We start from the raw sequence: 22,184 nt of genomic DNA, 5'->3' as shown, positions 1-22,184 counted from the left end.
GGCTATGCATCAAGCTCAGCAAAACCGGCTTCCTGTATTCTGACCATACTTTCAAGCACCGCAGCGCTCACGGCATCAAGATCACACCCATCGGGCAGGTGTTCGCCTGCCTTGCTCCTCAGCATGGGCGCATCATGGCTGCAATGGGCCAGGGCGTTGGCCGCAGCAAGCAGGCGCGCCTCCATTTTATAGGTTGTGGCAAGTTCGGGTGAATGGTGCAGGTTTATGGGTTCGGTAAGCACCAGAGGCAGCTTCCACTGGTGCATCACTGCCGCACCAATGAGTCCGTGGTCCATGCCAAGCTGCGCGGTTTCAGCCTCGGAACTGCCGCAATTTTCGGTCTGTTCCATTTCTGCCGTCCTTTCCCAGAGGTCTGGCCGAGCGGCAGCAAAAAAAATCTTGCCCACATCATGGAGCAATCCAGCTATGTATGCCTCGTCCGGCACCATGACCAGGCGCTCGCCAGCGCAGGCAGAGGTTCCGCATACGCCGGTATCTCCACCAAGAACATCCGCCAGAGTTCTGGCAATGGTTGCCACAGAAAGCAGGTGGCTCCAGAATGCGCCCGTATCAAACGCCTTGGGGAGCTGGGCCTCCCGTATAAACGACGACATGCCGACCATAAGCACAAGCAGACGCACTTCGCGCAGGCCCATGATGCTGATGGCTCTTTGCAGGGTAGAAACCTTGAATTCAAGCCCATATGCAGCCGAATTGGCCACTGTGAGCACACGTGTTGCGAGCCGTGGGCTTTTTTCAATCAGTGCAACGACCGATCGCACCGAGGCATTGGAGCCTTCCTGGGTAACCGCAAACAGCAGGGGAAGCAGTTTGGGTTCAAACGGCAGCGCGGGCGGATTTTGCAAAAGCTTTTGCAAAAACAGCCTGGACTCTTTTTGAGATTGCATGGCAAAATCCTGAGCTAGGGTTTGCACTGCCCCTGCACACGGTAACACAACTTGCCCAGGCAGATGCCTGAACCCAAAGCCTGTCTTATACGAAAACCCAGATCAAAGACAATAGTGCGTAATTCTTGATAACTAATACCAAATGAACCTTAAATTCGACGCAGTCTGATATAAAAGTAGATATTAATTTATTGGCAACAAGAAGGTATCAACACGAGGTCACCCCCCTCAATGCACTGTTCCGCAACGCCTGGACAAAAGAACTGAACAAAAATAGGAGCCTCGATGTAAAATAAAATACAAGCCCCACAACGTATATAAAACGATTACATGAATACTGCCGCGCGAGAATAAACAATTACAATTACGCATCACCACATACAAGCGTCACTTCAACACCGCACGTGTACCAGCAAGGCAAGCCCCCAATATGCACTTACAAAAACAGATGCGCGCAAAATGCATCGGTATATTTCTGCTGGCCTGACAGGCGGTTGCCTCAACAGGCATTTGGTGCTCAAGGGGCAACGTTGGCGGTCTGCCACACACCATCCACACCTGTGGGTGGCAAAACAAAAAAAATACCGGAAAAAAACAGCCTTGCGAGCGTAAGGACGACTGTTTCATTCCGGAACATAAAATTCAAGCAAAAACTTTAGGGGAAAATGAAAAAAAATTTCACCGAACCTGAAAAGATAATTCTGAGGGCAAATTCCGTGCAAAAGTAGTTTGTAAGACAGGCATCACACCCTCTCTAAATAGAAATAGCTCTCACTTTTTACCGACAATAGTTTTACAACATTGTTAAGAAATACTCCAAGAGCATATCTAGACTTTTTATAGGCAATATTTTCGACTACCCTTCGCCTTCAAGATACTCCAGAATGAGCTGTGCCACGTTTGCGGCGAGGCCAGCAGAAAGCATGGATTCGTGGGTGCCTTGCGTCCAGCGCAACGTGATGTTTTCCTTTTTCAAAAAGCGGCCCCAGCCCTGGTAGTCATCATTCATTATTATCTGCGGGTTGCTTGCAAAATCCAGCGCGCGCACCAGCAGCAGCTTGCAGTCGGAGGGGCTTGGCCGCTCATAACGCGCAGCGGCCAGGGTGTTGCCGCGATAGGTCAGCAGCAGGTTGTCCATCTGCACGGCGCTGAACCCGGCAGGCAGCAATCCGCTTTTCTCCCCGCATTCCACAAGGTAGCCCAGTTGCTGCTCGCGCGGCATGGCGCGCAGCTTTACGGGGTCAAAGGCCATGCCGTCCTGCAAAATAAGCTGCAGCAGTTCAATATCATCCTTGGCCGCCATCTGTTTTGCGCGGGTATTATCGGCCACGGTATCAAGAATAATGACAGGCTCGCTGCGGTTGCCCAGCGCCGCATACCGCCGGGAGCATTCATAGGCCAGCAGACCGCCAAAACTCCAGCCGCCCCAGATGATATCGCGGCTCTCGACCTTGAGTATTTCGTCCAGATAATACTCCGCCAGACTTTCAACCGTATGCAGCTCTGTGGTAAGCGACGTGCGCCTCTGGCTGAAGCCAGCCGCCTCAACAGCGTAGACCGAATATTTGCCGCCAAGCAGGCGCGCAAGGTCGCTGTAGCAGAACACACTGCCTCCAACAGGATGAAACAGCACAAGATTCTTGCCGCCCTCGCAGTGTTGCAACTGGATAACAGGGCTTTCACGCTTTTCGGTCTTTCCGGCCAGCAGGGCCGCTAACTGCGCAATAGTTGAATGCGTGACCAGCTCATTCACAGCCACATGCACGCCCATTTCCTTTTCAATCATGGCAATAAGCCTGATGGAAAGAATGCTGTGACCGCCCAAATTGAAAAATCCAGCATCGGCATCGGTGATTTCAAATCCCAGCAGGCGCTTCCATATCCCGGCCAGTTTTTCTTCTAACGGCCCGGTAGGCATGCGCCCGCGCTGAATTTCCACTCCTCCCAGGGGTGACGGCAAAGCCTTTTTGTCTATCTTGCGATTGAGCGAAAGCGGCAGTTCCATCATGGGGACAAAATAGGCGGGCACGCAGTACGGCGGCAAATGTTGTTCAAGATACCCCCGCAGCACGCCCATATCCACATGGCCCACCACGTAGACGGCGAGGTTTTTTTCCTCCCCGGCGCGGAAGGTATCCGCCACCACCGCCACCTGCCGCACGCCCGGAAAGCCCGCCACGGCTTTTTCCACCTCGCCAAGCTCCACCCGGTTGCCACGTATCTTCACCTGCTGGTCTTCACGCCCACGGTAAAAAACAAGGCCGTTCTGCACATAGCCGTTGTCCCCCGTGCGGTAGCAGGGCTGGCCGTCTTTTTCCACAAACGCACCGGGGCTGGCGTTATTCAGGTAGCCGCGCGACACGCCATCGCCAAAAATCCACAGTTCGCCAGTAACGGAATCAGGCAACTCCTGACAATTTTTGTCCATCGCGCAGATGCGCACGCCTTCAAGCGGTTTGCCTATGGGATAGGCGGTAAAATCCTGATGGTTGCCCATATCTATGCGAAAGGCGCTGCTGTCCACCGTGCATTCCGTGGGGCCGTACACATTGAACAGCACCACGCCCTCGTTGCCGGGGATGGCGTAAAATTTGCGGATCACATCAGGCCGCAGCACCTCGCCCGCCAGCAGCAGGGCCTTGAGCGGCAAAGGCTGGCGTTGCTCGGCAAGCCAGTCTGTAAGCACGTTGAAAAACGCGGGTGTCATGTCGCACAGGTCAAGCCCGCGCTCACGCGCGCAGGCGCAAAAAAGCGAGGGGTTCTTGCGTTCTTCGTCTGACAGCACGTGCAGGCTTTTGCCGCTGAAGACAGACACAGCCAACTGCTGCACCGAGGCGTCAAACGACAGGGGCGCAACCAGCCCCACCCTTTCGCAGCCCGCCGCATAGGGCCGCAAGGCGCGCAAAATGTGCATGAGGTTGCAGTGCTCAACCACCACCCCCTTGGGAGTGCCTGTTGAACCGCTGGTATACACGATGTAGGCCGCCTGAGATGGCTCGCATGGGGGCAGGGCTTGCCCGCCCGCAGGCGGCAGATACTGCGCGCCAAAACGCGAAAGCGTAACCTGGGGGCGGCTACCGCCTGGACGGATGACCACATCATAGCGGAAGGCCTGCGCCCCGTGCTGCTCGCCGCCATCTGCACGGCTTTGCTCACGGTCTTTCCCCAGCACACAAGGCGAGAACGTCACTTGCACCGGCACAGGGCAGCGCGCCGCCCACTCCGTAAAAAACTGGCGGGGAACAAACAGCTCGGCAGAGGCATCAAGCCGCAGCAAGCCGGATTGATCGCCAGTGGCAAGGGCATGGGCCTGCAAGGCAGCCCGCAGGTCGTCCCGGCAATCCAGATCGCGCACCGCCCCCACAAAAACGAGGCCGTCAGGCGTGAGCATCTCCACGGCGTGATGCAGCACCCTGCGCAGATAGTTGTAGCCGGGGAAATTTTCCACCACGCCGTTCATGACCACCACGTCAAAGGCCTGACCTTCAAGAAAATGAATGTCCGCCGCTTCCATACGATACGGCGTCACCCTGGCGGCAGCGTCAAAACTGGCAAGGCGGCTGAGTTCATTGCGGGCCAGATCCACAGCCGCATATTCCTGCACGGCCTTGGCAAGCGCTTGCGCCACGCAACCAGACCCGCTGCCCACATCCAGCACTTTGCAGCCTGCGCGGGAATCTTCCGCGCTGGGAGCCTCTGCTTTGTGAGCCAGCCCGCATTTTTCAAGTACGGCAGCGGCCATGGCCGCGAGTTCGCTTTGCGGGCAGGGGGCGGAGTCAAAGTCACTCTTCCAGCCCATGTCGCTGCCAGCCTGAGCCACCTGCTCCCAGTATTCCGTGCTCACAAGGCCTGTGCCTTTTTCGGCGGCATCGTCATACTCCTGCGCATCAAGGCAGAGTACGTGCCGGATGCCGGGATTTCTGTAGTGAAAATACTCGGCCTCGCGCAGGCAGGCGCTGTCGGCAATAATCAGGCTTGCAGGCCGCAGCATGGCCTCTTTGCGGCCTTGCGGCTGCTCGCGCTCCACGGGCAGGTACACCGCGCCGGCCCGCATGACGCCCAGAGCCGCAGCCAGATACACCGCGCCGCGCGCGCACAGTACGCCCACCACAGCCTCGTGCCCATAACCCTGCGCAAGGATGAAACGGGCAATGCGCTCCGAAAGAACGTCCAGCTCCCTGAAGGTCAGCCCAGGGCCGCCCCCGGTCAGAGCTTCGGCTTCTGGCCTTGCGTCAGCAATGCTGCGGAACAGATGCTCAAGGCTGGCAAACTCCCCCCCTGCCTGCGTGGCGCTCGCAGTATGCGGGCCAGAGCAGGAAATACTGGCAGACTCTGGCCTTGCAGATTTTTTTTCTGGAGTGGCAAAGGAAAAATCCGATAACTTCATCATGCCGCCCCTTCAATTATGCCTTCAAGAAAATTCCCGTAATAAGTCAGCCAGTCCTGAGCGGTTTCCGCGCCAAGCTGCTGCGGATCATACGCAAAATGCAGGGCCAGACCTTCCTTCTGTTCTTGGACCGAGCAGAAAAGACCATACCCCCTCCCTTGCGCATCAGGGATAGAGACGCCCCCCCGCGCAAATGCAAAACCCAGACGCAGGGCACTTTGCATGAGGGGCATGTCATCATCAGCAAGGCCAGAGACCCCGTGGTCAACATCACCCATACCGACCTTATCCGTCAGCCCCTTTTGCGTGAAGGCCAGCAATTCTTCAAACTCCATATTGTCGTCAATGCGGAACCTGATGGCGCGCTCTGGCGGCACTTCCACCACTAATTGCTCCTGCTGGGTCACCTTGCCCAGCAGCACGGCAAACACCGCCAGCAACACAGCCTCGGCAGATGCGCCCTTGCCAGCCGCCACGGCCTCAATGCCCTGCCGCACGGCTGCCGGGGCCAAGGCCTCGCACGTTTCAAGGCTGACCGCACCGCCAGCGGCGCACGGCAGGTCAGTAGGTGTAAAGTGCAGCGGCGCACCCGCAGGCGCGGAGGTCATAAGCTCAAGCATATGCACATAATCGCGGGCCATGCGCAGCACATCGGCCTCGCTGAACAGGTCTGCGTAGTATTCAAGGGCAATGCTTATGCTCTCACCAATATCGCTCACAAAGATGGAAAGATCCGTCTTGCTGGAGAATTTGCTGAACCGCAGGGATTCAAACAGGCCCTGCCCTTCGGCGGCAAATTCAAAGTTCATGTACGAGAGGATGATCTCCGACAGGGGCGATCTGTCCGGCCATGCAGTCTGCCTGAGGTCGGCCAGCAGATTGTTAAGGATGTAGGCGCGGTGGCGCATGCCCTCGTTGCTGACCTGCCGCGTGGCGCGCAGCAGGGCGGAAAGAGGCTGGTCGGGGTCCACGCTGAAACGCAACGGCAGCACTGATGCCAGCATGCCCGCAGTGTTGAGATGTTCGCCCCGCGCGTCCATTGAAACAGCGACCACAATATCCTGCGAGCCGGTGTAGGCCTGCGCCAGCAGGCTCCAGGCGCAGAGCGAAACCTGATAGTTGGTCAATCCTTCCCTGCGGGCCAACCCCTTGATGGCCTGCACAAGTTCCGGCGCGAGGTCGAATTCATACGTGCCGCCTCTGCCCGTGTGCACCCGGGGCCGGGGAAGCGATGCGGGCAGGTCCAGCCGAGGCAATTCACCCTTGTAAATATTCTGCCAGTAGGCTGCCGCTTCGGGATCGGGATGCATGACCTGCCGCCAGGCGATATCCTTCATCTGCGCGGTCACAGGCGCAAGCTCCAGCCCGTGATACAGGCGGTACAGCTCCACATTGAGCAGCGACATGGTTCTGCCGTCCCCAAGGGCGTGGTGCAGGTCAATGAACAAGATCTTTTCACCCGCATCGGTCACAAGCAGGCAGGCGCGAAAGCCTGTTTCGTTGCGCAGGTTAAAGGGCCGGATAATGTCATCCTTGTGCGCAAGATCGGGGATGCGCCTTTCTTCAAGGGTAAATCCCGTAAACGGATGAATAATCATGGCCGGACGCTCGGCCTCAAAGTCGCAGAAGCTGGTGCGCAGCGCCTCATGCCGCGCCACAATCTGGGCAAGGGCCTTTTCAAGTCGCGCCGCATCTGCATCTGGCGGCATCACAAGGAATGCTGGCAGGTTGAAACCCAGATCGCCCTCGCTGACCATGTCGGCATACAGGATGGCAAGCTGCTCGTTGCCCACGGGGTACTTATCCAGAACTGGTGTTGTTTCCTCGTTCTTTTGCAGCGGCTGCGCTGGCTTGCGCGAGGCAAGGGCGCAGTCGACAATATCACCGAGGGTGTCGCTTTCCAGCAGATCCGCCACAGCGAGGGCAAGCCCCGCCTCCTTGTCCAGCCGGTTCACAATACGCGTTGCGGCAATGGAATCGCCACCCAGATCAAAAAAGTCGTCCTCTCTGGTCAGCGGTCTGTCATATCCAAGGCAATCGCGGATAATCTCAAGCAGAGCTGCCCCATCAAGACTGTCGGCATTAACGCCGGGTTGCGCCTGCGTGGCATTGCCCTTCGCCGCACTGCTGCTGATTGACGCGCTGCCGGGCAGGCCGTTAAGGGCGAAATCCTCTGCGTTTTCGCCCGTCATGCCCACAGCCACAAGCTCCTCGCCGCTGGCGAGCGCAGCCTCAAGCACGGCAAGGGCCTGCTGAGGCGCAAGCATGGTCGCGGCCTCCGGCCCGTTGCCAAGTCCCTCGCGAACAGCCATGCCCACACCCGACCATGTGTTCCAGTTGATGGAAAGCGCGGGCAGCCCAAGGCGGCGGCGATACCCGGCAAAGGCGTTCAAAAAGGCATTGGCGGCTGTGTAGTCGCTCTGCCCCGGCGCGCCCACAAGGGCCGTGCGCGATGAAGCCAGCACAAAAAAGGCCAGATCATCACCAAGGGTTGCCTTGTGCAGGTTCCAGGTTCCAGCCACCTTGGGGGCCAGCACGGATTCGTATCCCTGCCTCTCACTGGTCAGCAGGTAGCCCCTGCCAGCCACGCCAGCCGTATGAATGACACCCTGCACCGGGCCGACCTCGCTCCGGATTTTTGCAAAAACCTCTTCAACCTGCGCGGCATCCGTGACATCGCAGCGGAAGGCGGCAAAGGGCACGCCCTCCAGCGCATGGGGCGGCAACTGGCTGCTTCTGTGCAGCAAAACCACGTGCGCGCCATAACGCTCATAAATCTGACGCGCCAGCGTCTGGCCCATGCCCCCGAGGCCGCCGGTAATCACCACGCAACCGTCCTTTGTGATGGCAGGCATGGCAGCAGAGGCAGGCGCAGGCGGCAGCTTGACCAGCTTACGCACACGCACAGTGCCGTTGCAAGCCGCCACATACGGCCCGTCAACCAGCCCGAGGCTGGCCGCAAGGGCCGCTACGGAAGCTGCGTTCTGCTCCTCAAGCTCCACATAGGCGCAGGAAATCCTGGGTTCTTCCCACGGCAGACAGAGCAGCGGCCCCATATACAATGCGCCCTGCGGCAAACATTCCTGATGCGGTTCATGGGCGGGGGTATCCGGCACAAAGGCCCCGCTGCCCACAACGGTGACGCGCAAGGGTCGGCGCAGACCACCACTGCAAACCTCTTGCAACAGGGCGCAGAGCGGCCACGTGTCGTTTTGCGCGCCAGACTTCAAGCTGGGCAGCCAGAGCAGATGGTCTGTGGGGCCAGCAAGGATTTCACGCGCCAGAGCGCGGGCTTCATCCGCCTGCAAGGGCAAGGGACGGTGCGCGTGCGCAAGCGGCGCCAAGGCTTCACCCAAAAGGCTCCCCTGACCGCCAAGCAAGATCATGTTTTGCGGCCCGGCAACAGAGCCTTCCAGATCGGCCTGGTTCCAGCCAATGGCGTACAGTTCCGGCTGCGGCAGATCACCATGCAAAGGATGCATCTGCGGCGTATCCGGGCCGGATATGCCAGCGGTTTGGCCCTTGCGCAGGGCCATAAAGGTCATTCCTTCAAGCTCCGCAACAATCTGCCCCATGGCGTCCGTCACCGTGCAGTCGGCCACGATCATGCCCTGCTGACGGTCGGTGACACGCACCAGCGCAAAGGCCTGCGCGGTCAGGGGGCTGTGGAGCCGCACCATGCGGCAACCAGCGGGCACAAAGCCGTAAGCGCCGCGCAGGGCAAGGCTTGCGGCAATGTCCATCATGGCCGGATGCCAGCGGAAGGTATTGAAATCCGCCCGATAGGCCTCGGGCAGGCTCAACTCTGCCAGCAGGGTATTGCCGTCCTCCGCCGCCCAGAGCGCCTTGCGGCACTGCCACCGCCCGCTGACCATGAGCGGCGAATCTTCCGGCGTATCTTGCTGCGCTATTTCGTGCAGGCTTTCGCGCAATGTTGACAGGTTCAATGCTGCAGGGCGGGCAATTCCGCCGCGCACCAGACCGCTGGCGGCCACGCTCCATGTGCCGGTGGTCTGTCCTTTCGTGGAAGCCTCACCAGAATTGCGGGTGGCAGGTTCAAAGTGGTGCAATTCCACGGCAAGGGCATTGCCCTGCTCCTGCGCCAGCAGCACCGCACGGCATCCAGGGCCGCAGGTTAGGGGCTTGCGCCAGCGCAGGCCGTGCAGGCTCAGGGGAGCGGCTCCGCCAATCCATCCCAGACAATCCAGCAGGCTCATGCCCACCAGCAAGGGGGCGCCTTCAAGCCTGTGCTCCGCCGCAGGCCAGAAATCCGGCCTGTCCACGGCAAGGGCAAAGGCCTTTCCGGCAGGCGTCATAACAGGCTCGGAAAGAAAATGCGCTGCAAAACGCGGCCACGATGTAGCGGCGACGAGAGGAGCTGCGGGCAGATGCACCCTGTAGACGGGCCTTTCTGCGGGCCACGCGAGGCTTGCCCCGGCAAGAAAAGCGCTGGCGGCTGCCTGCGCCGCTTCCAGCGAGGTTAAGAATGCGCCGGGAAGGGCGTCTTCCATGCCGCTCCGGCTATCCTGGCGGCCCGCGCTGGGTACGGCAACACCCGAGACCCCTGCGTCCAGCTGTTCAAGCAGTTCCTGCCGGGAACGCGCCACAAGGGCCGCGCGCACAGGCAGGGCATCCCGCCCTGCCATGAGGGTGGCGGCAATGGCATGCAGGGGCCAGCCCTCGTTGCGCGCCACAGCCGCCGCGACCGCCCTGGCATAGTCCTGCAACGAGGTTTCGTCCGGGGCGGAAAACACAACGCACTGCCAGTGCCCGTCGTCCTGCGGCAAAGGCTGCGCCTGATGCTCCGCCACAATCACATGGGTATTTACGCCGCTGAGGCCGAAGGAACTGACGCCGCAACGCCAGGGCCGTTCCTGCGGGGGCAGCGGCTCAAGCATCTGCGCCACGCGCACGGGCGCGGCCTCAAAATCAATATGGGGATTGGGCCGCTCAAAATGCGGCTGCGGCGGCACAAGGCCGTTTTCAAGGCAGAGCACGGCCTTGGCAAGGCCAGCAGCACCAGCGGCGGCATCCAGATGCCCCAGATTACCCTTGACCGAACCGATAAGCGCCTTGTGCTCCCGCCGCGCGCCCTGCCGGGCAAAGGCCCTGCGCAGGCCCTCAATTTCCACCGGGTCGCCCAGAACAGTAGCCGTGCCGTGGGCCTCAAAAAACTGGATGTCCGCCAGTGAGACGCCCGCGTTCCGTGCAGCTCGGTCAATGACCTCGGCCTGCGCCTCAGGATTGGGCGCGGCCATGCTGGAGGACTTGCCGTCCTGATTGACGGCGCTGCCGGGGATCACCGCATGTATGGCATCGTGATCGCGCAGTGCGGCGTCCAGCGGCTTGAGCAGAAATACCGCCGCCCCTTCGCCCGCACCAACGCCTTCGGCCCCGGCGTCAAAGGTTCTGGTGCGCCCAGAGGCAGACTCGATGGCAAAGGGCGCATCGGCCTTTACAGGCAGATCAATAACATGCGCGCCGCCCACAAGGGCCACGGCGCACTCGCCCTCGTGCAGGCTGCGGCAGGCCTGATGCAGGGCCGCCAGCACAGACGAACAGGCCGTATCAATGCTGGCCGCAGGGCCGTGCCAGTTTTTCATGTAGCTCAGACGGGCCAGCACGTTGGAAGGCACATTGAGCAGGTAGGTCTGCTCCGCCAGATCGGGAAAGGCCCGCGTCACGGCAGTCTGGAACAGGCGCACCGGGCTTGCGCCCACAAAAACGCCCACATCGGCGTTTTCCAGGGCGTTGCCGCCGTAGCCCGCATCGTCCAGGGCACGCAGGGCTGTTTCAAGAAAAACGCGCTGGGCCGGGTCAAGCAGGCTGGCATCGTTGGGCGAAAGCCCGAACCGCCGGTAATCAAAGGAGGAAATGTCCGAAAGATAGGCCGCCTCACGCAGGCGGGCATCGTCAAAGGCAAGGCCCACGGCATCAAAAATCTGCCGCGTTTCGCCGCGCCTTTTTTCGGGCATGGGAATATTCTTGTCCGCGCCTCTGGCAAGATCGCGCCAGAAGCTCTGCACATCGGCATAATCGCCAAGGCGCACGGCCATACCGATAATGGCTATGGGCGCTGTGGTTGCATGGCGGGTTGCAACCGTACTGCCACCCTGATGCACACGCGCAATAAAGGCGGCCTGGGCGCGGATGGTGCTTTCTGAAAAAAGCCCCGCCAGCGTGAATATTCCCGGCCACTGCTTGTCCAGCAGGGTGTGCAGCCGCACCAGCAGGAGCGAATTGCCCCCCGCGTCAAAAAATCCCAGATCAGGCTCGGCCTGCACCTCTGGCATGACCTGCCGCCACACTTCGCGCACGGCTTCAATCAGTGCGGGAGAGATGCCGGATTCCAGACCAGACTGAAGGCCAGACTGCAATGCATCCGGGGCATGCTCAGGGACGGCGCTCCTTTCTCCACCCGCCAGCAAGGGCTGACCCTGCAAGCGCTTGCGGTCGGCCTTGCCCGAGGGACTCAGCGGGATGTCTTGCACCACAAAAAAACGGGACGGGCACATGTAGTTGGGCAGCAGGGCCGCAAGCTCCGCGCGGATGCCCGCCAGATCAAGCCGCGCGCCGCCCTGCGGCAGCAAAAAGGCCTCAAGCGCCGCGTATTCGCCAATGCGGCCCATCCGCACTACTGCCTGCGACACGCCCCGGCAACGCCCAAGCGCCGCCTCGACCTCGCCAAGCTCAATGCGGAAGCCGCGAATTTTCACCTGATCATCGTTGCGCCCGAGGTATTCAATGCCGCCATCAGCCAGCCAGCGCCCCAGATCGCCCGTGCGGTACATCCGGCTGCCGGGAGCAAAAGGATCATCCATAAACCGCTGGGCCGTGAGGTCGGGCCTGTTCAGATAACCTCTGGCAACCTGTATGCCCGAGATATAAATCTCGCCCGTTACGCCCAGCGGCACAGGGTTCTTGCAGGCATCCAGCACGTACAGCCGGGTATTGCTGACCGGACGGCCAATGGGTACCGCATGGGGCGGCGTGTTCAGGCAGGGCTGCCACGACACGTCCACGGTCGCCTCGGTGGGGCCGTAGAGATTGTGCAGTTCCACCTGCAACTGATCCGCATGCGTCAGGGCGTTCCACCGCGCCACAAGCTCGCGGGGCAAGGCCTCGCCGCTGGTAAACACGTAGCGTAATGACCGCAGCCTGCGCACATCGCCGGGGTGCCCCTCCAGATGATCCAGAAAGGCCCGCAGCATGGACGGCACAAAATGCAGCACCGTGACCCGGCGGGCCTCTATGGCCTGCACGATGAGGGCGGGATTTTTCTCCGCATTCGGTTCCAGCAGGGCAATGCCCGCGCCCTGCCACGACCACCAGAACAACTCCCACACCGACACGTCAAAGGTGATGGTGGTTTTTTGCAGCACCACGTCGCCCTGCCCGATGGGAAAGCGCGACTGCATCCACAACAGACGGTTGGCAACGCTGGCGTGTTCGATAGGCACGCCCTTGGGCCGCCCGGTGGAACCGGAAGTAAAGATCACGTAGGCCGGGGAATCCGGCGGCAAGGGTTCCGCTTCATAATGAGGAACAGCGCCCGGCACCTGCGCCCCAGCGACCAGCGCCTCAAAATCAGGGGAGAGCACGCGCTGGCCGCACTGCCCATTCTGCCCGTCCTGCCCGTCCTGCAAATTTTTGCGGAAGGCCTCCGCAAAGCGCGCTTCGCACAGCACTACGCACTGTCCGAGGTCTTCAAACACGGACCGCATGCGTTCATCAGGCAATGTGGCGGCAAGCGGCACATAGACTGCCCCAAGCCGCAAAACGGCAAAAATGCAGGCCAGCATTGCGGGCGAGCGCTCAAAGCACACGCACACATACTGACCGCGCGCCACGCCCTGCCCTTGCAGCCATGCGCACACGGCATCCACCTGTACGTTGAACTGCCGATAGGAAACAGCCGTGCCTGCGGCGTCCATCACTGCCATGGCATGGGGAGTGCGGGCAGCCTGAGCGCGAAAACGGCTGTCCATGTCGGCGGCAACATCCAGCGGTTCCGCCGTATCATTAAAGCTGGCAAGTTCTGCGCGCTCCCGCGCTGGCAGAATATCCAGTTCGGCCAAGGGTTTTGCATCATCAGCCAGCACGGCGTCCGCAAGGGTCAGCAGGCGCTCGGTCATGCGGCGGACTGTCTGCGGGCTGAAAAGCTCGGTGCAGTATTCCACATCCACCGTATAGCCGCCGTCCGACCGCTCCTTGAAGTAAAAACTCAGGTCAAACTTGCTGCACAGGTGCGGCAGAGGCAGAGGCTCCATGCACAGGGGGGGGCGGCCAAAATTGTTCCAGCTTGCGTCTTCCAGCGCGGCAAATACGTCAAACACGGGATTGCGCGCGGCATTTCTCTCCACCCCCACGGCTTCGATAACTTTTTCAAAGGGGCAGTTTTGCGCGGACAATGATTTTCTGAACGCGGCATCCACCGTGCCTGCCAGTTCGGCAAAGCCGCCCTGCGCGTTCATGCGCGCCCGCACCGCCAGCGTGTTGACAAACAGGCCCACAAGTCCCTGAACCTGCTCATGCTCCCTGTTTGCCGCAGGGCAGCCTACAATAATGTCGTCCTGCCCGGTATGGCGGAGCAAAAAGGCATCCACCAGCGCAAGCAGCACGGGAAATACCGTTACCCCGGCCCGCAGGGCCCAGTCCTTGAGGGCATGGCTGCGCTCAAGCCCCAGATCAAAGCTTTGCACGGCTCCTTCAAAACGCTGCACTGCCGGGCGGGGGTAATCCAGCGGCAGGCGCAGACGCTCCGGCAGGGGCGAGAGGTCACTGCATATCTGCTCAAGACCTTCCGCCTCCCGCTGCGATTCCCACAGGGCGTAGCTTGCGAAATCCAGATCCAGAGGCCGCCACTGCGGCACACTGCCTTGCAACACCGCGCCGTAGGCTTCGTTGAGTTCGCGGGTGATAACTTCCGCCGACCAGCCGTCAAATATGATGTGGTGGAAGCAGAACAGCAGCGCGTGGCTGCCATCCTCCTGCCGGAACAGGGCCACGCGCACCAAGGGCCTTTCCGGCCCCAGAGGCAGGCTCATGCCCAGATATGTTGCATCGGTCAGGGGCGTATCATAGCACTCAAGCCGCAGACCGCCAGCAGGGGCAAGGCTTTGCTCCGGCGTATCCAGCGCCACGCGCAGGCGCAGGGCATCGTGCCTTTCTTCAAGCAGGGTCAGCGCCTTTTGCAGGGCCACGGCATCAACGGGGCCGCGCAGCAGCGCAGCAAAAGGAATCACATAAACCTGACCGCCCTCATGCAGCTTTTGCAGAAACCAGATACGCTGCTGGGCTGGCGACAGGGGGTAGGCTGCAAGTCCTTCCACTCGCGGAATAACAGCATCCGGTTTTGCCAGACTGCCTATGCGGGAGGCCAAGGCACGCGGGCTGGGATAACCCATCACGTCCTCTATGCCCACTGCCACGGAGAGGCTTTTGCTCAACTGCGAGAGCAGACTCATGGCTATGAGGCTGTGACCGCCAAGCTGGAAAAAATCCGCATCCACAGAATCCACAGGGCAACCGAGCACAGCGACATAGGCCGCGCGCACGGTTTCCGCCAGATCCGCCACATCCAGCGCCTGCGGGGCCAGGGCTTGCACGGCTGTGACGGCAGCGTTATCGGGCGCATTTTCTGCAACGCACGGCTCTGCTCCGTCCTGCTCTCCGACGGGCCTTTCTGCGTCCGCCAACGCGTTGTTCGCCGCGTCTTCCAGCGCAAGGCAGGTACGCGCGGCCCCTGAAGCCGTTGCCGCAAGCACGGCATGCAGCGCGTTGCGCAGGGCAAGCGCCCTCTCCTCTGGCAACCGATCGGGATCATACAAAAAGCGGAAACGCAGATTCACGCCGGGAATAACCGAAATGCCAAGGGCGTAAGGCAGCTTTTCAAAACCGCGCATGTCGCGCAGTTCAACACGATTGTGATCAAAACTCGTATCCACAGGATAATTTTCAAAGACCATCAGGTGGTCGAGCAGATTTCTGCCCAGTGCCGCCAGGGGCACATAGCCATAGCGCATCTGTTGCAGACTCTGCTCTTTCACCTGGGCCAACAGCGCGCCGAGGGAGTCGCTGGCTGTCCAGCGCGCACGCAGCGGCGAGGTCTGGATGAACAGCCCCACGGCGGACTCAATGCCCGCCAGCTCTGCCGGGCGGCCGGAAGTGACCACGCCAAAGACCACATCGCGGCAGCCATTGTTGGCATTGCCGAGCACAATGGCCCACAGAACCTGAACAAGGGCGGAGAGCGTCACCGCCTCCGTTTTTGCCAGTTCTTGCAGGCTGGCGCTCAGGGCGGCGTCCAGCTCCAGTTCCACTGTCTGCGGCTCGTCAAATTCCCCGGAAGCGCCAGCATGGGGAACTGGTTGGGCCAGCTCAACCCCGGTCGGTCCGTTGAAATCCTGCAACAATCCGGCCCAGTAGGCCCGCGCCGCACGTTCATCAAACTGCGCGCGCCAGCGGGAATAGATTTCCAGCGGGAAAGGCTCCGGCAAACGGCTGTTCTCCGGCCCGCCCTTGGCCCCGGCCAGGGCAAAAAGCTCCCGTAGCAGTACGCCCATGCACCAGCCGTCCATAAGCAGATGGTGGAAGCACCAGCTCATGACCACGCGGTCGCCACCCCGGCGGAAAAACCGCGCCCGCAGCAGAGGGCCGCGCTGTACGTCAAAGCCGCGCTGCCGTTCCGCACGCAGCAGGGCCTGCGCTTCCGCTTCGGCCTCGGCCTCCGGCAAATGGGAGAAGTCGTGGAACTCAAGGCTGGTGCGGCCCTTGAGCAACACCACGCGGTAAAATTCGCCCTCCACGGGCATGGGGAAGAGGGAACGCAGGCTTTCGTGCCGCGCGGTGAGCGCTTCCCACGCGCGCATGAGCGCAAAAATATCCACCGGGCCGCGAAAATGAAATTCCACCTGCTGGGTATAAACCCCTGGTTGCGCAAGCAGGGACTGATACAGCAAGGGGGCATGTCCGGCATCCGGCTGCGCGATGCGCTCCACTTCGTCCGCATGGCAGCCGCAGGCGGCAAAAATGGCGTCCAGGGTCTGCTGCGGCAGATAGGCGGGCAGGGTCTTCAGGGCGGCAAGCCAACTCTGGAGCAAGCCGAAAACCCAATCATACGGGAGACAGTGAGGGCTGAACCATGCCCCGAGGTGCAGGACGCCCTGCTGATCAAAGAAGACCGAAAGCTCCAGCGGGGCATCCGCCTCCATATCGGCGTGGACAAGTTCGGGGATAAGCCCCGGAGCCAGAGCCGAGAGCATCAGAGAGGCCTCTTCGTCAGGCTGGCCCGTCACACGCCCCAGATAGTTAAAGGCAATCTGGGCCGTATATCCAAATTCAGCCGGGTTTTCCTGCCGCAAGTATCCATAGGCATTGCAATTTTCCGGGCTGAAATGCTGTGCCAGCCAGGGGCCGAGGACTTCGCGGGCCTGCGGGCAGTTCAGGGCAGGCTCAAGCGGCATGGGGCAGACTGCCGTAAACCAGCCAAGGCTGCGACTGGCGTCAAAGCCCGGCAAAAGCTCATCGCGCCCGTGGCTCTCAAGCGTTACGCGCACCGCCCCCTTTTGCCCCTGAGCATGCAGGGCGCAGGCAAGAGCGGACAGCAGATCGGCCTTGGCATCGGTGCAGTATTCCAGCCGGAAGCCCTCAAGCTGCGCAGCCAGACGGGCACGGCTGGCTGCCCTGTCCCGGCTCTGGGACAAAAGAGCGCGCAAGGGTACGCATGGTTCTACGCAGGCAGCCTGCCACAAGGCGCGCTGCGCCGCAGAAGGGAATACCCCGCCAGCGCGCAAGCGCTCAACCTCGCGAGCGCGCAGACCAAGACCGTGCGTTTCTCGCTGGGCTTTGCCTGTCCGGCAGTAATGGAGCAAGCCCTGCCGCAGGGTTTCAAGCGAAAGCGCATCCAGTGCAAGATGATGCCCCACCAGCAGCAAGAAGCGCCTCTCGCCGTGCCGGACCAGCATGGCCCCCAGAGTTTTGCCGCATGATGCATCAAGGCCCGCCGTGATCTCCCCCACCGCCTCGCGCAGCAGGCTTGTCTGCTCCACAGTGTCGGCAACATCTCGGCAGTGCAGGATTATTTTTTGCGGCTCAGCCAGCAGCACGGCATGATCCGGCGCAAAGGCCATGCGCAGGGATTCATGATTTTCCGGCAGGGTTTGCAGCCATGCTTCAATGGTCGCCGTTGGCACATCCGCGCGGATTTCCAGCGGCAGCATCATGAAGAACTGCTGCCAGTGAAGGGGATGCGCACCCAGGAAATAGCGGGCAAAAGGCAGCAGGGGAACCTGCTCGCCAGGGGCAACAGGCGTGTAGTCCATCGCCTGCGCGGCAGAAAGCTCGCTGTCGGCGCTTTCCAGCAGAATGCAGAGATCGCCAAAGTGGGGCTTGCGCAAAAAATCCGGCGCACTCAGGGCAGTTATGCCGCTGCGGCGCAGAATGCCCGTTATCTGGATAGCCTTGATGGAATCACCGCCATCGCGGAAAAAGTCGCTTTCTTCCTGCACTGCGCTGGAACTGCCGGGGTGCAGTATCTCGCGCCAGGCATCGGCCAATACCTGCCGGGGATTGCGGCGGGCAAGGCCTTCGCAGGCGCGGCGCATGCTCTGCGCCAGATCATCCAGCAGGGCCGGGGCATCGGCTATGCAACCCGCGTCGTACTCCAGCACAATGCGCGAAGCCGTGCCCGTTACGAGGGTAAAGCTGGCTGTGAGCTTGCTGGCCCGCAATTCCAGCTCCAACCGGTTCAGTTCAAGCCCCGGAACACCCACAGGTTCAAAATGCGCATGTGTTGCCAAAAATTCGGGTACGATATCCGCAGCGCAATAACGGCTGTGTTCAATGGCCTGGCGCATCTGCCGGGCGGCATCGGCCACGGCGGCGCTGTCTTCAAGGCCGTCAAGGCGCACACGCAGGGGGACGGTGTTGACGTAGAACCCGGCAGCGCAGAATTCGTCCTGCGTTTCGCGCAGCCCCATGGGCACACCCAGCAGCAGTTCTTTTCTTTCAAAACGGCGGCAGAGCGCGCGCCCCGCCAAGGCCACAAAGCAGGCCAGTACGCTCGCGCCAGAATTTTTTGCCAGGATTTCAAATCCCTGCGCGGTTTCCGCATCAAGATCAACGCCGATCATGGCGCCTTTGCGGCTGGCGGCTCCTGCCGCCTGATTCACCGTGGGCACTGGCGGCGTAAGCACCTCCTGCCAGTAGGCCGCATCATCTGCGCAGGCTGGCGATGCTGCATAGGCAGCCTGCCTGCGGCAAAAAGTCTCCTGCACAGCCAGCAGACCGCGCACGGGCGGTTCGCCCCTCAAGTAACGCAAGGCATTTTGCAGCAGAATTTCAAGGGTTTCGCCATCGCCCGCCACATGGTGCACCAGCACCAGCACCTGAACGCACTGCGGCAAAACAGCGGCCACAAGGCGCACGGGCGGCTCCACACGCAGGTCAAAAGGCGTGTGTATCTGCTGGTCAAAAAACACCGCCGCTTCGCGCGCATCGGCAATGGTCACGCTGCACAGATAGACCTCGCCCTTGCCCCGCGCAAAATGGGGATTGTCTATATCGCCCGCCACTGTGCAGTGAAAAAGCTCCTGCGCGTTGGCGGCCCTGCGCAGGCCTTCCAGAAAATCCGCTGTTCTGTCGCCGTGCAGTTCAAGCAGCAGGGGCATGTTGTAGTCGATGGAGCCTTCGTTCACCTGCTGGTAGGCCCAGATGCGGAACTGCCCGGTGCTGAGCGGCGCGCTTTCAATATCCGCAAGGGCCGACTCCGCACGAACGCCGCCAAGCAGGGCTTCCACATCAAACAGCGTCTCGCAGCTGACAAAACTGCGGAAGGAGATATCAACGTTAAAAGTTTTGCGGATGGCATGCAGCAACGACATGGCGTTAAGGCTGTTGCCGCCCTGGGCAAAAAAGCTTTTTTCGGGATCATAGGCCCGGCCAAGGACGCGCTCAAAAATCTCCAGAAGCCCAGCATGGGGCTTACGGTCACTGCCGCCCTGCGCTTCACCGCGCCGTGCAATATTTTGCAGAGCCTTGCGGTCTATCTTGCCTGTGGGGGCAAGGGGCATGGCTTCAAGCACGTGCCAGGCCGAGGGCACCATGTAGGGCGGCAGACTTGTTCTGCTCCACGAAACCACCGTTTCTATGGATGCGCCGGGCCGCAGCACAAAAAAAGCCGCAAGGCTGGCCTGACCGCCCGCATCCTTGACGGCCAGCACCGCCGCCTGACTGACGCTTTCACAGCTTTCAAGCAGGCAGGCCACCTCGGCCAGCTCCACCCGGTTGCCGCGAATCTTCACCTGATCGTCAGCGCGGCCCAGCAGCAGGATTTCGCCCCTGTCCGACCATAAGGCCAGATCACCAGACGCGTAAAAGCGGGTGTTTTTTTCCTGCGGCAGGTGGATAAAACGCTGCTCCGTCATTTCAGGCTTGTTGTGGTAGCCGATGGCAAGGCTTGCCCCGCCTATCCACAGTTCGCCCGCCATGCCTGCGGGCATCTCGCGCCCCTCGCCATTGCGGATGGAAAGCGTCACGTTGGGGATGGGGTTGCCCACGCTGATGGGTTGCGGCTCAAAGGGCAAAACTTCCTTCATGGCCGCGCAGACGCACGTTTCCGTGGGCCCGTAGGCGTTGAAATAACGCAGGCCCTTGGCATAGTGCAGGGCATCGCCCACCACCGGCGGCTCGCCCGCCGTTATGAGCACTCGCAAGCCGGGGAAGGGCTCTCCCTCAAAAAGATTGAGGTACGAGGGCGGCAGGGTGACAACGGTTATGTCGTTATCAATCATGTACTGTCGCAGCGTCCAGGGCGCGTTGCGGCACTGGTCGCTCACCGGGTACAGGGCGGCCCCTGCCAGCAGAGCCATGAACATTTCCGACAACGAGGCGTCAAAAATGGGCGGCGCAAACTGCAAGACATGGTCATCTGCCTGTACGCCAAAAAGCTCGATCTGCCCCTGAATCATATTGGCAAAGCCGCCGTGCGGAGCCAGCACCCCCTTGGGCTTGCCCGTGGAGCCGGAGGTGTAGATCAGGTAGGCTCCATCCTCTACCCGGGGCGCTTGCGGCAGGGGCGTTATTGGGGATTGGCGGTAGGCAAGGTCGGCCAGATCAAGCGTGATGTCTGCTCCGGCGTCTTCCACAATATAGGCCATGCGCTCGGGTGAGGCCTTGGGGTCGATGGGTAGATAGCTTGCGCCAAGCCGCTGGATGCCAAGCACAACTTCGGGCAGATTGGCCGTGCGCTGCGCCGACACAGCCACAATGCCGCCCCGGGTAACGCCCTGCCCAGCCAGCCACGAGGCGCAACGCAGGGAATTTTCCCGCACCTGCGCGTACGAAAGGGCATTGCCCCATTCGTCCTTGACGGCAACGCGCTCGGCAAAGGCATCCGCAGCAGTGTCAAAAAGTTCGGGCAAGGAACGGATATCATACGTCCTGGCAGGGCCGCTGCGCCATTGCGCGAGTTCCCGCTTTTCTTCATCCAGCAGATAATCAAGCTGCGGCGGCTCAATGCCAGCGGCAAGCTGGGCCACTACACTCTCAACGCGGGCGACAAAACGCTCCACATCCCTATTGCTCAGGTGGTTGCGACTGTTGCGCACCGTGAGCGAAAAGCAGCCCGAGCGCAGTTCCTGCATAACCAGAGTGCCGAAAAGGATCGGCTCCTTGGCGCTATGCCTCTGCTCCGCCTCGACAATGGGGAATTCCGGCGTGCCGGGAGGCGTATGGGGCAGAAAATTGACAAAGGTATCTGCCAGAAAGGCAAAGTTTTTGCCTTCAAGCTGGCGGGCAGCCAGTTGATAAGGCGTGCGCACATGGCGGTAAAACGAGCCATTCTGCGCGCTGATGGCCTCCAGAAGCCCGGCAAGGGTATCGTGCGCGGGCACGTTCACCAGCAGGGGCGGCAGCGACATCATGGCCCCCTGCCGCCGGTACAACACCTTCCGCTCCCCGTAGGCCACGGGGGCAAGAGCCACAATGTCTTTTTCTCCAGTCATGAACGACACTATGAGTGCGTAGACGCCCGTAAAAAACACCGCAGGGCTGACCTTGTGGGCGGCAATGAGCGCAGAAGTTTCGCGCGAGGCTTTTTCTGACAGCACAAACTTCTGGTGACGGCTCTCGCCAAGCACATCGGGCCGCCCCGGCAGGGCGCGCAGCAGGCGTTTTTCTGGCAGGCGGGAGAGGTGTTCCTGCCAAAAGGCCATGTCTTTCTGAAAACGCGGCGAGGCGCAGTGCGCCTGATCTTCAAGGTAGGCTTCTTCGCAGGAGCACGGCTCGCCAAGGTCTGGCGTTTCTCCGCGTGCGAGTGCTGTGTAAACGTCCGCAATGACAGCTATGTGAAAAAAGAATGCCAGCCCGTCCAACACCACGTGCGAGCACTTCATGGCAACGATGCAGCTTGCCTCGCCAGTGATGACAAGGGCGTAGCGCATAAGGGGGTTTTCGACCGGTTCTTCAAAAAACTCGTCGATCATGCGGTCGGCAGCGGCGACGGGATCCGGTTGCGCTGCGGCGTCCAGAACCCTGAAATCAGGCTCCTGCGGTTCACCCACAAGAAAGTACGGCTCAGCTTCATCCTGGCACAGGGAGGCGGCGGGCAGAGGCGTGAAATGCAGCGTACGCTTGATGGCCTGGCGCAACAGATCGGGATCGAGCCGGGCGTCAACGTGATAACAACCCCGAATGGAGGTTTCAGCATAGTCGGACAGCGCCGCTTTTGCAGAGAGCCACAGTTCTTTTTGACACCCGGTTAGAGGCACAATCTTTGCCATTCCGTCCCCCGCTGCGGCTTTAATACGCTTAGTGCAACATGGTGGGCAAAATAGCTCACAGCCTGCATATTAGCAAGTTTTACATATACTTTGGACAGTTTTTGTCAT

At 60.7% G+C, this 22,184-nt stretch carries 3 protein-coding genes; all 3 read right to left on the bottom strand.

Translation table 11 applies throughout. The features are described 5' to 3' along the window. Nucleotides 1-2 precede the first annotated feature (2 nt). The gene (locus tag JMF94_RS05640; protein WP_240824196.1) at nucleotides 3-908 is read right to left on the bottom strand and encodes an HDOD domain-containing protein; all 906 of its coding nucleotides are present in this window, start codon (nucleotides 906-908) and stop codon (nucleotides 3-5) included. A gap of 856 nt (nucleotides 909-1,764) precedes the next feature. Next, entirely contained in the window at nucleotides 1,765-5,298 is a 3,534-nt protein-coding gene (locus tag JMF94_RS05635; protein WP_240824195.1) for an alpha/beta fold hydrolase, read from the bottom strand. Next, nucleotides 5,295-22,076, bottom strand: coding sequence for a non-ribosomal peptide synthetase (locus JMF94_RS05630; protein WP_240824194.1), 16,782 nt, complete (start codon nucleotides 22,074-22,076; stop codon nucleotides 5,295-5,297). Before JMF94_RS05630 ends, JMF94_RS05635 begins: the two co-directional genes overlap by 4 nt. Between the last annotated feature and the right edge of the window lie 108 nt (nucleotides 22,077-22,184).

The sequence above is a fragment of the Desulfovibrio sp. UIB00 genome (assembly GCF_022508225.1).
Classification (GTDB): Bacteria; Desulfobacterota; Desulfovibrionia; order Desulfovibrionales; family Desulfovibrionaceae; genus Desulfovibrio.
The sequence above is the reverse complement of the archived record's forward strand: the minus strand, read 5'-3'. Positions and strand labels throughout refer to the sequence as shown.

What these genes read in the sequence shown, in the direction of transcription:
- JMF94_RS05640 (WP_240824196.1), bottom strand. Translation starts at nt 908, where the DNA reads ATGCAATCTCAAAAAGAGTCCAGGCTGTTTTTGCAAAAGCTTTTGCAA.
- JMF94_RS05635 (WP_240824195.1), bottom strand. Translation starts at nt 5,298, where the DNA reads ATGATGAAGTTATCGGATTTTTCCTTTGCCACTCCAGAAAAAAAATCT.
- JMF94_RS05630 (WP_240824194.1), bottom strand. Translation starts at nt 22,076, where the DNA reads ATGGCAAAGATTGTGCCTCTAACCGGGTGTCAAAAAGAACTGTGGCTC.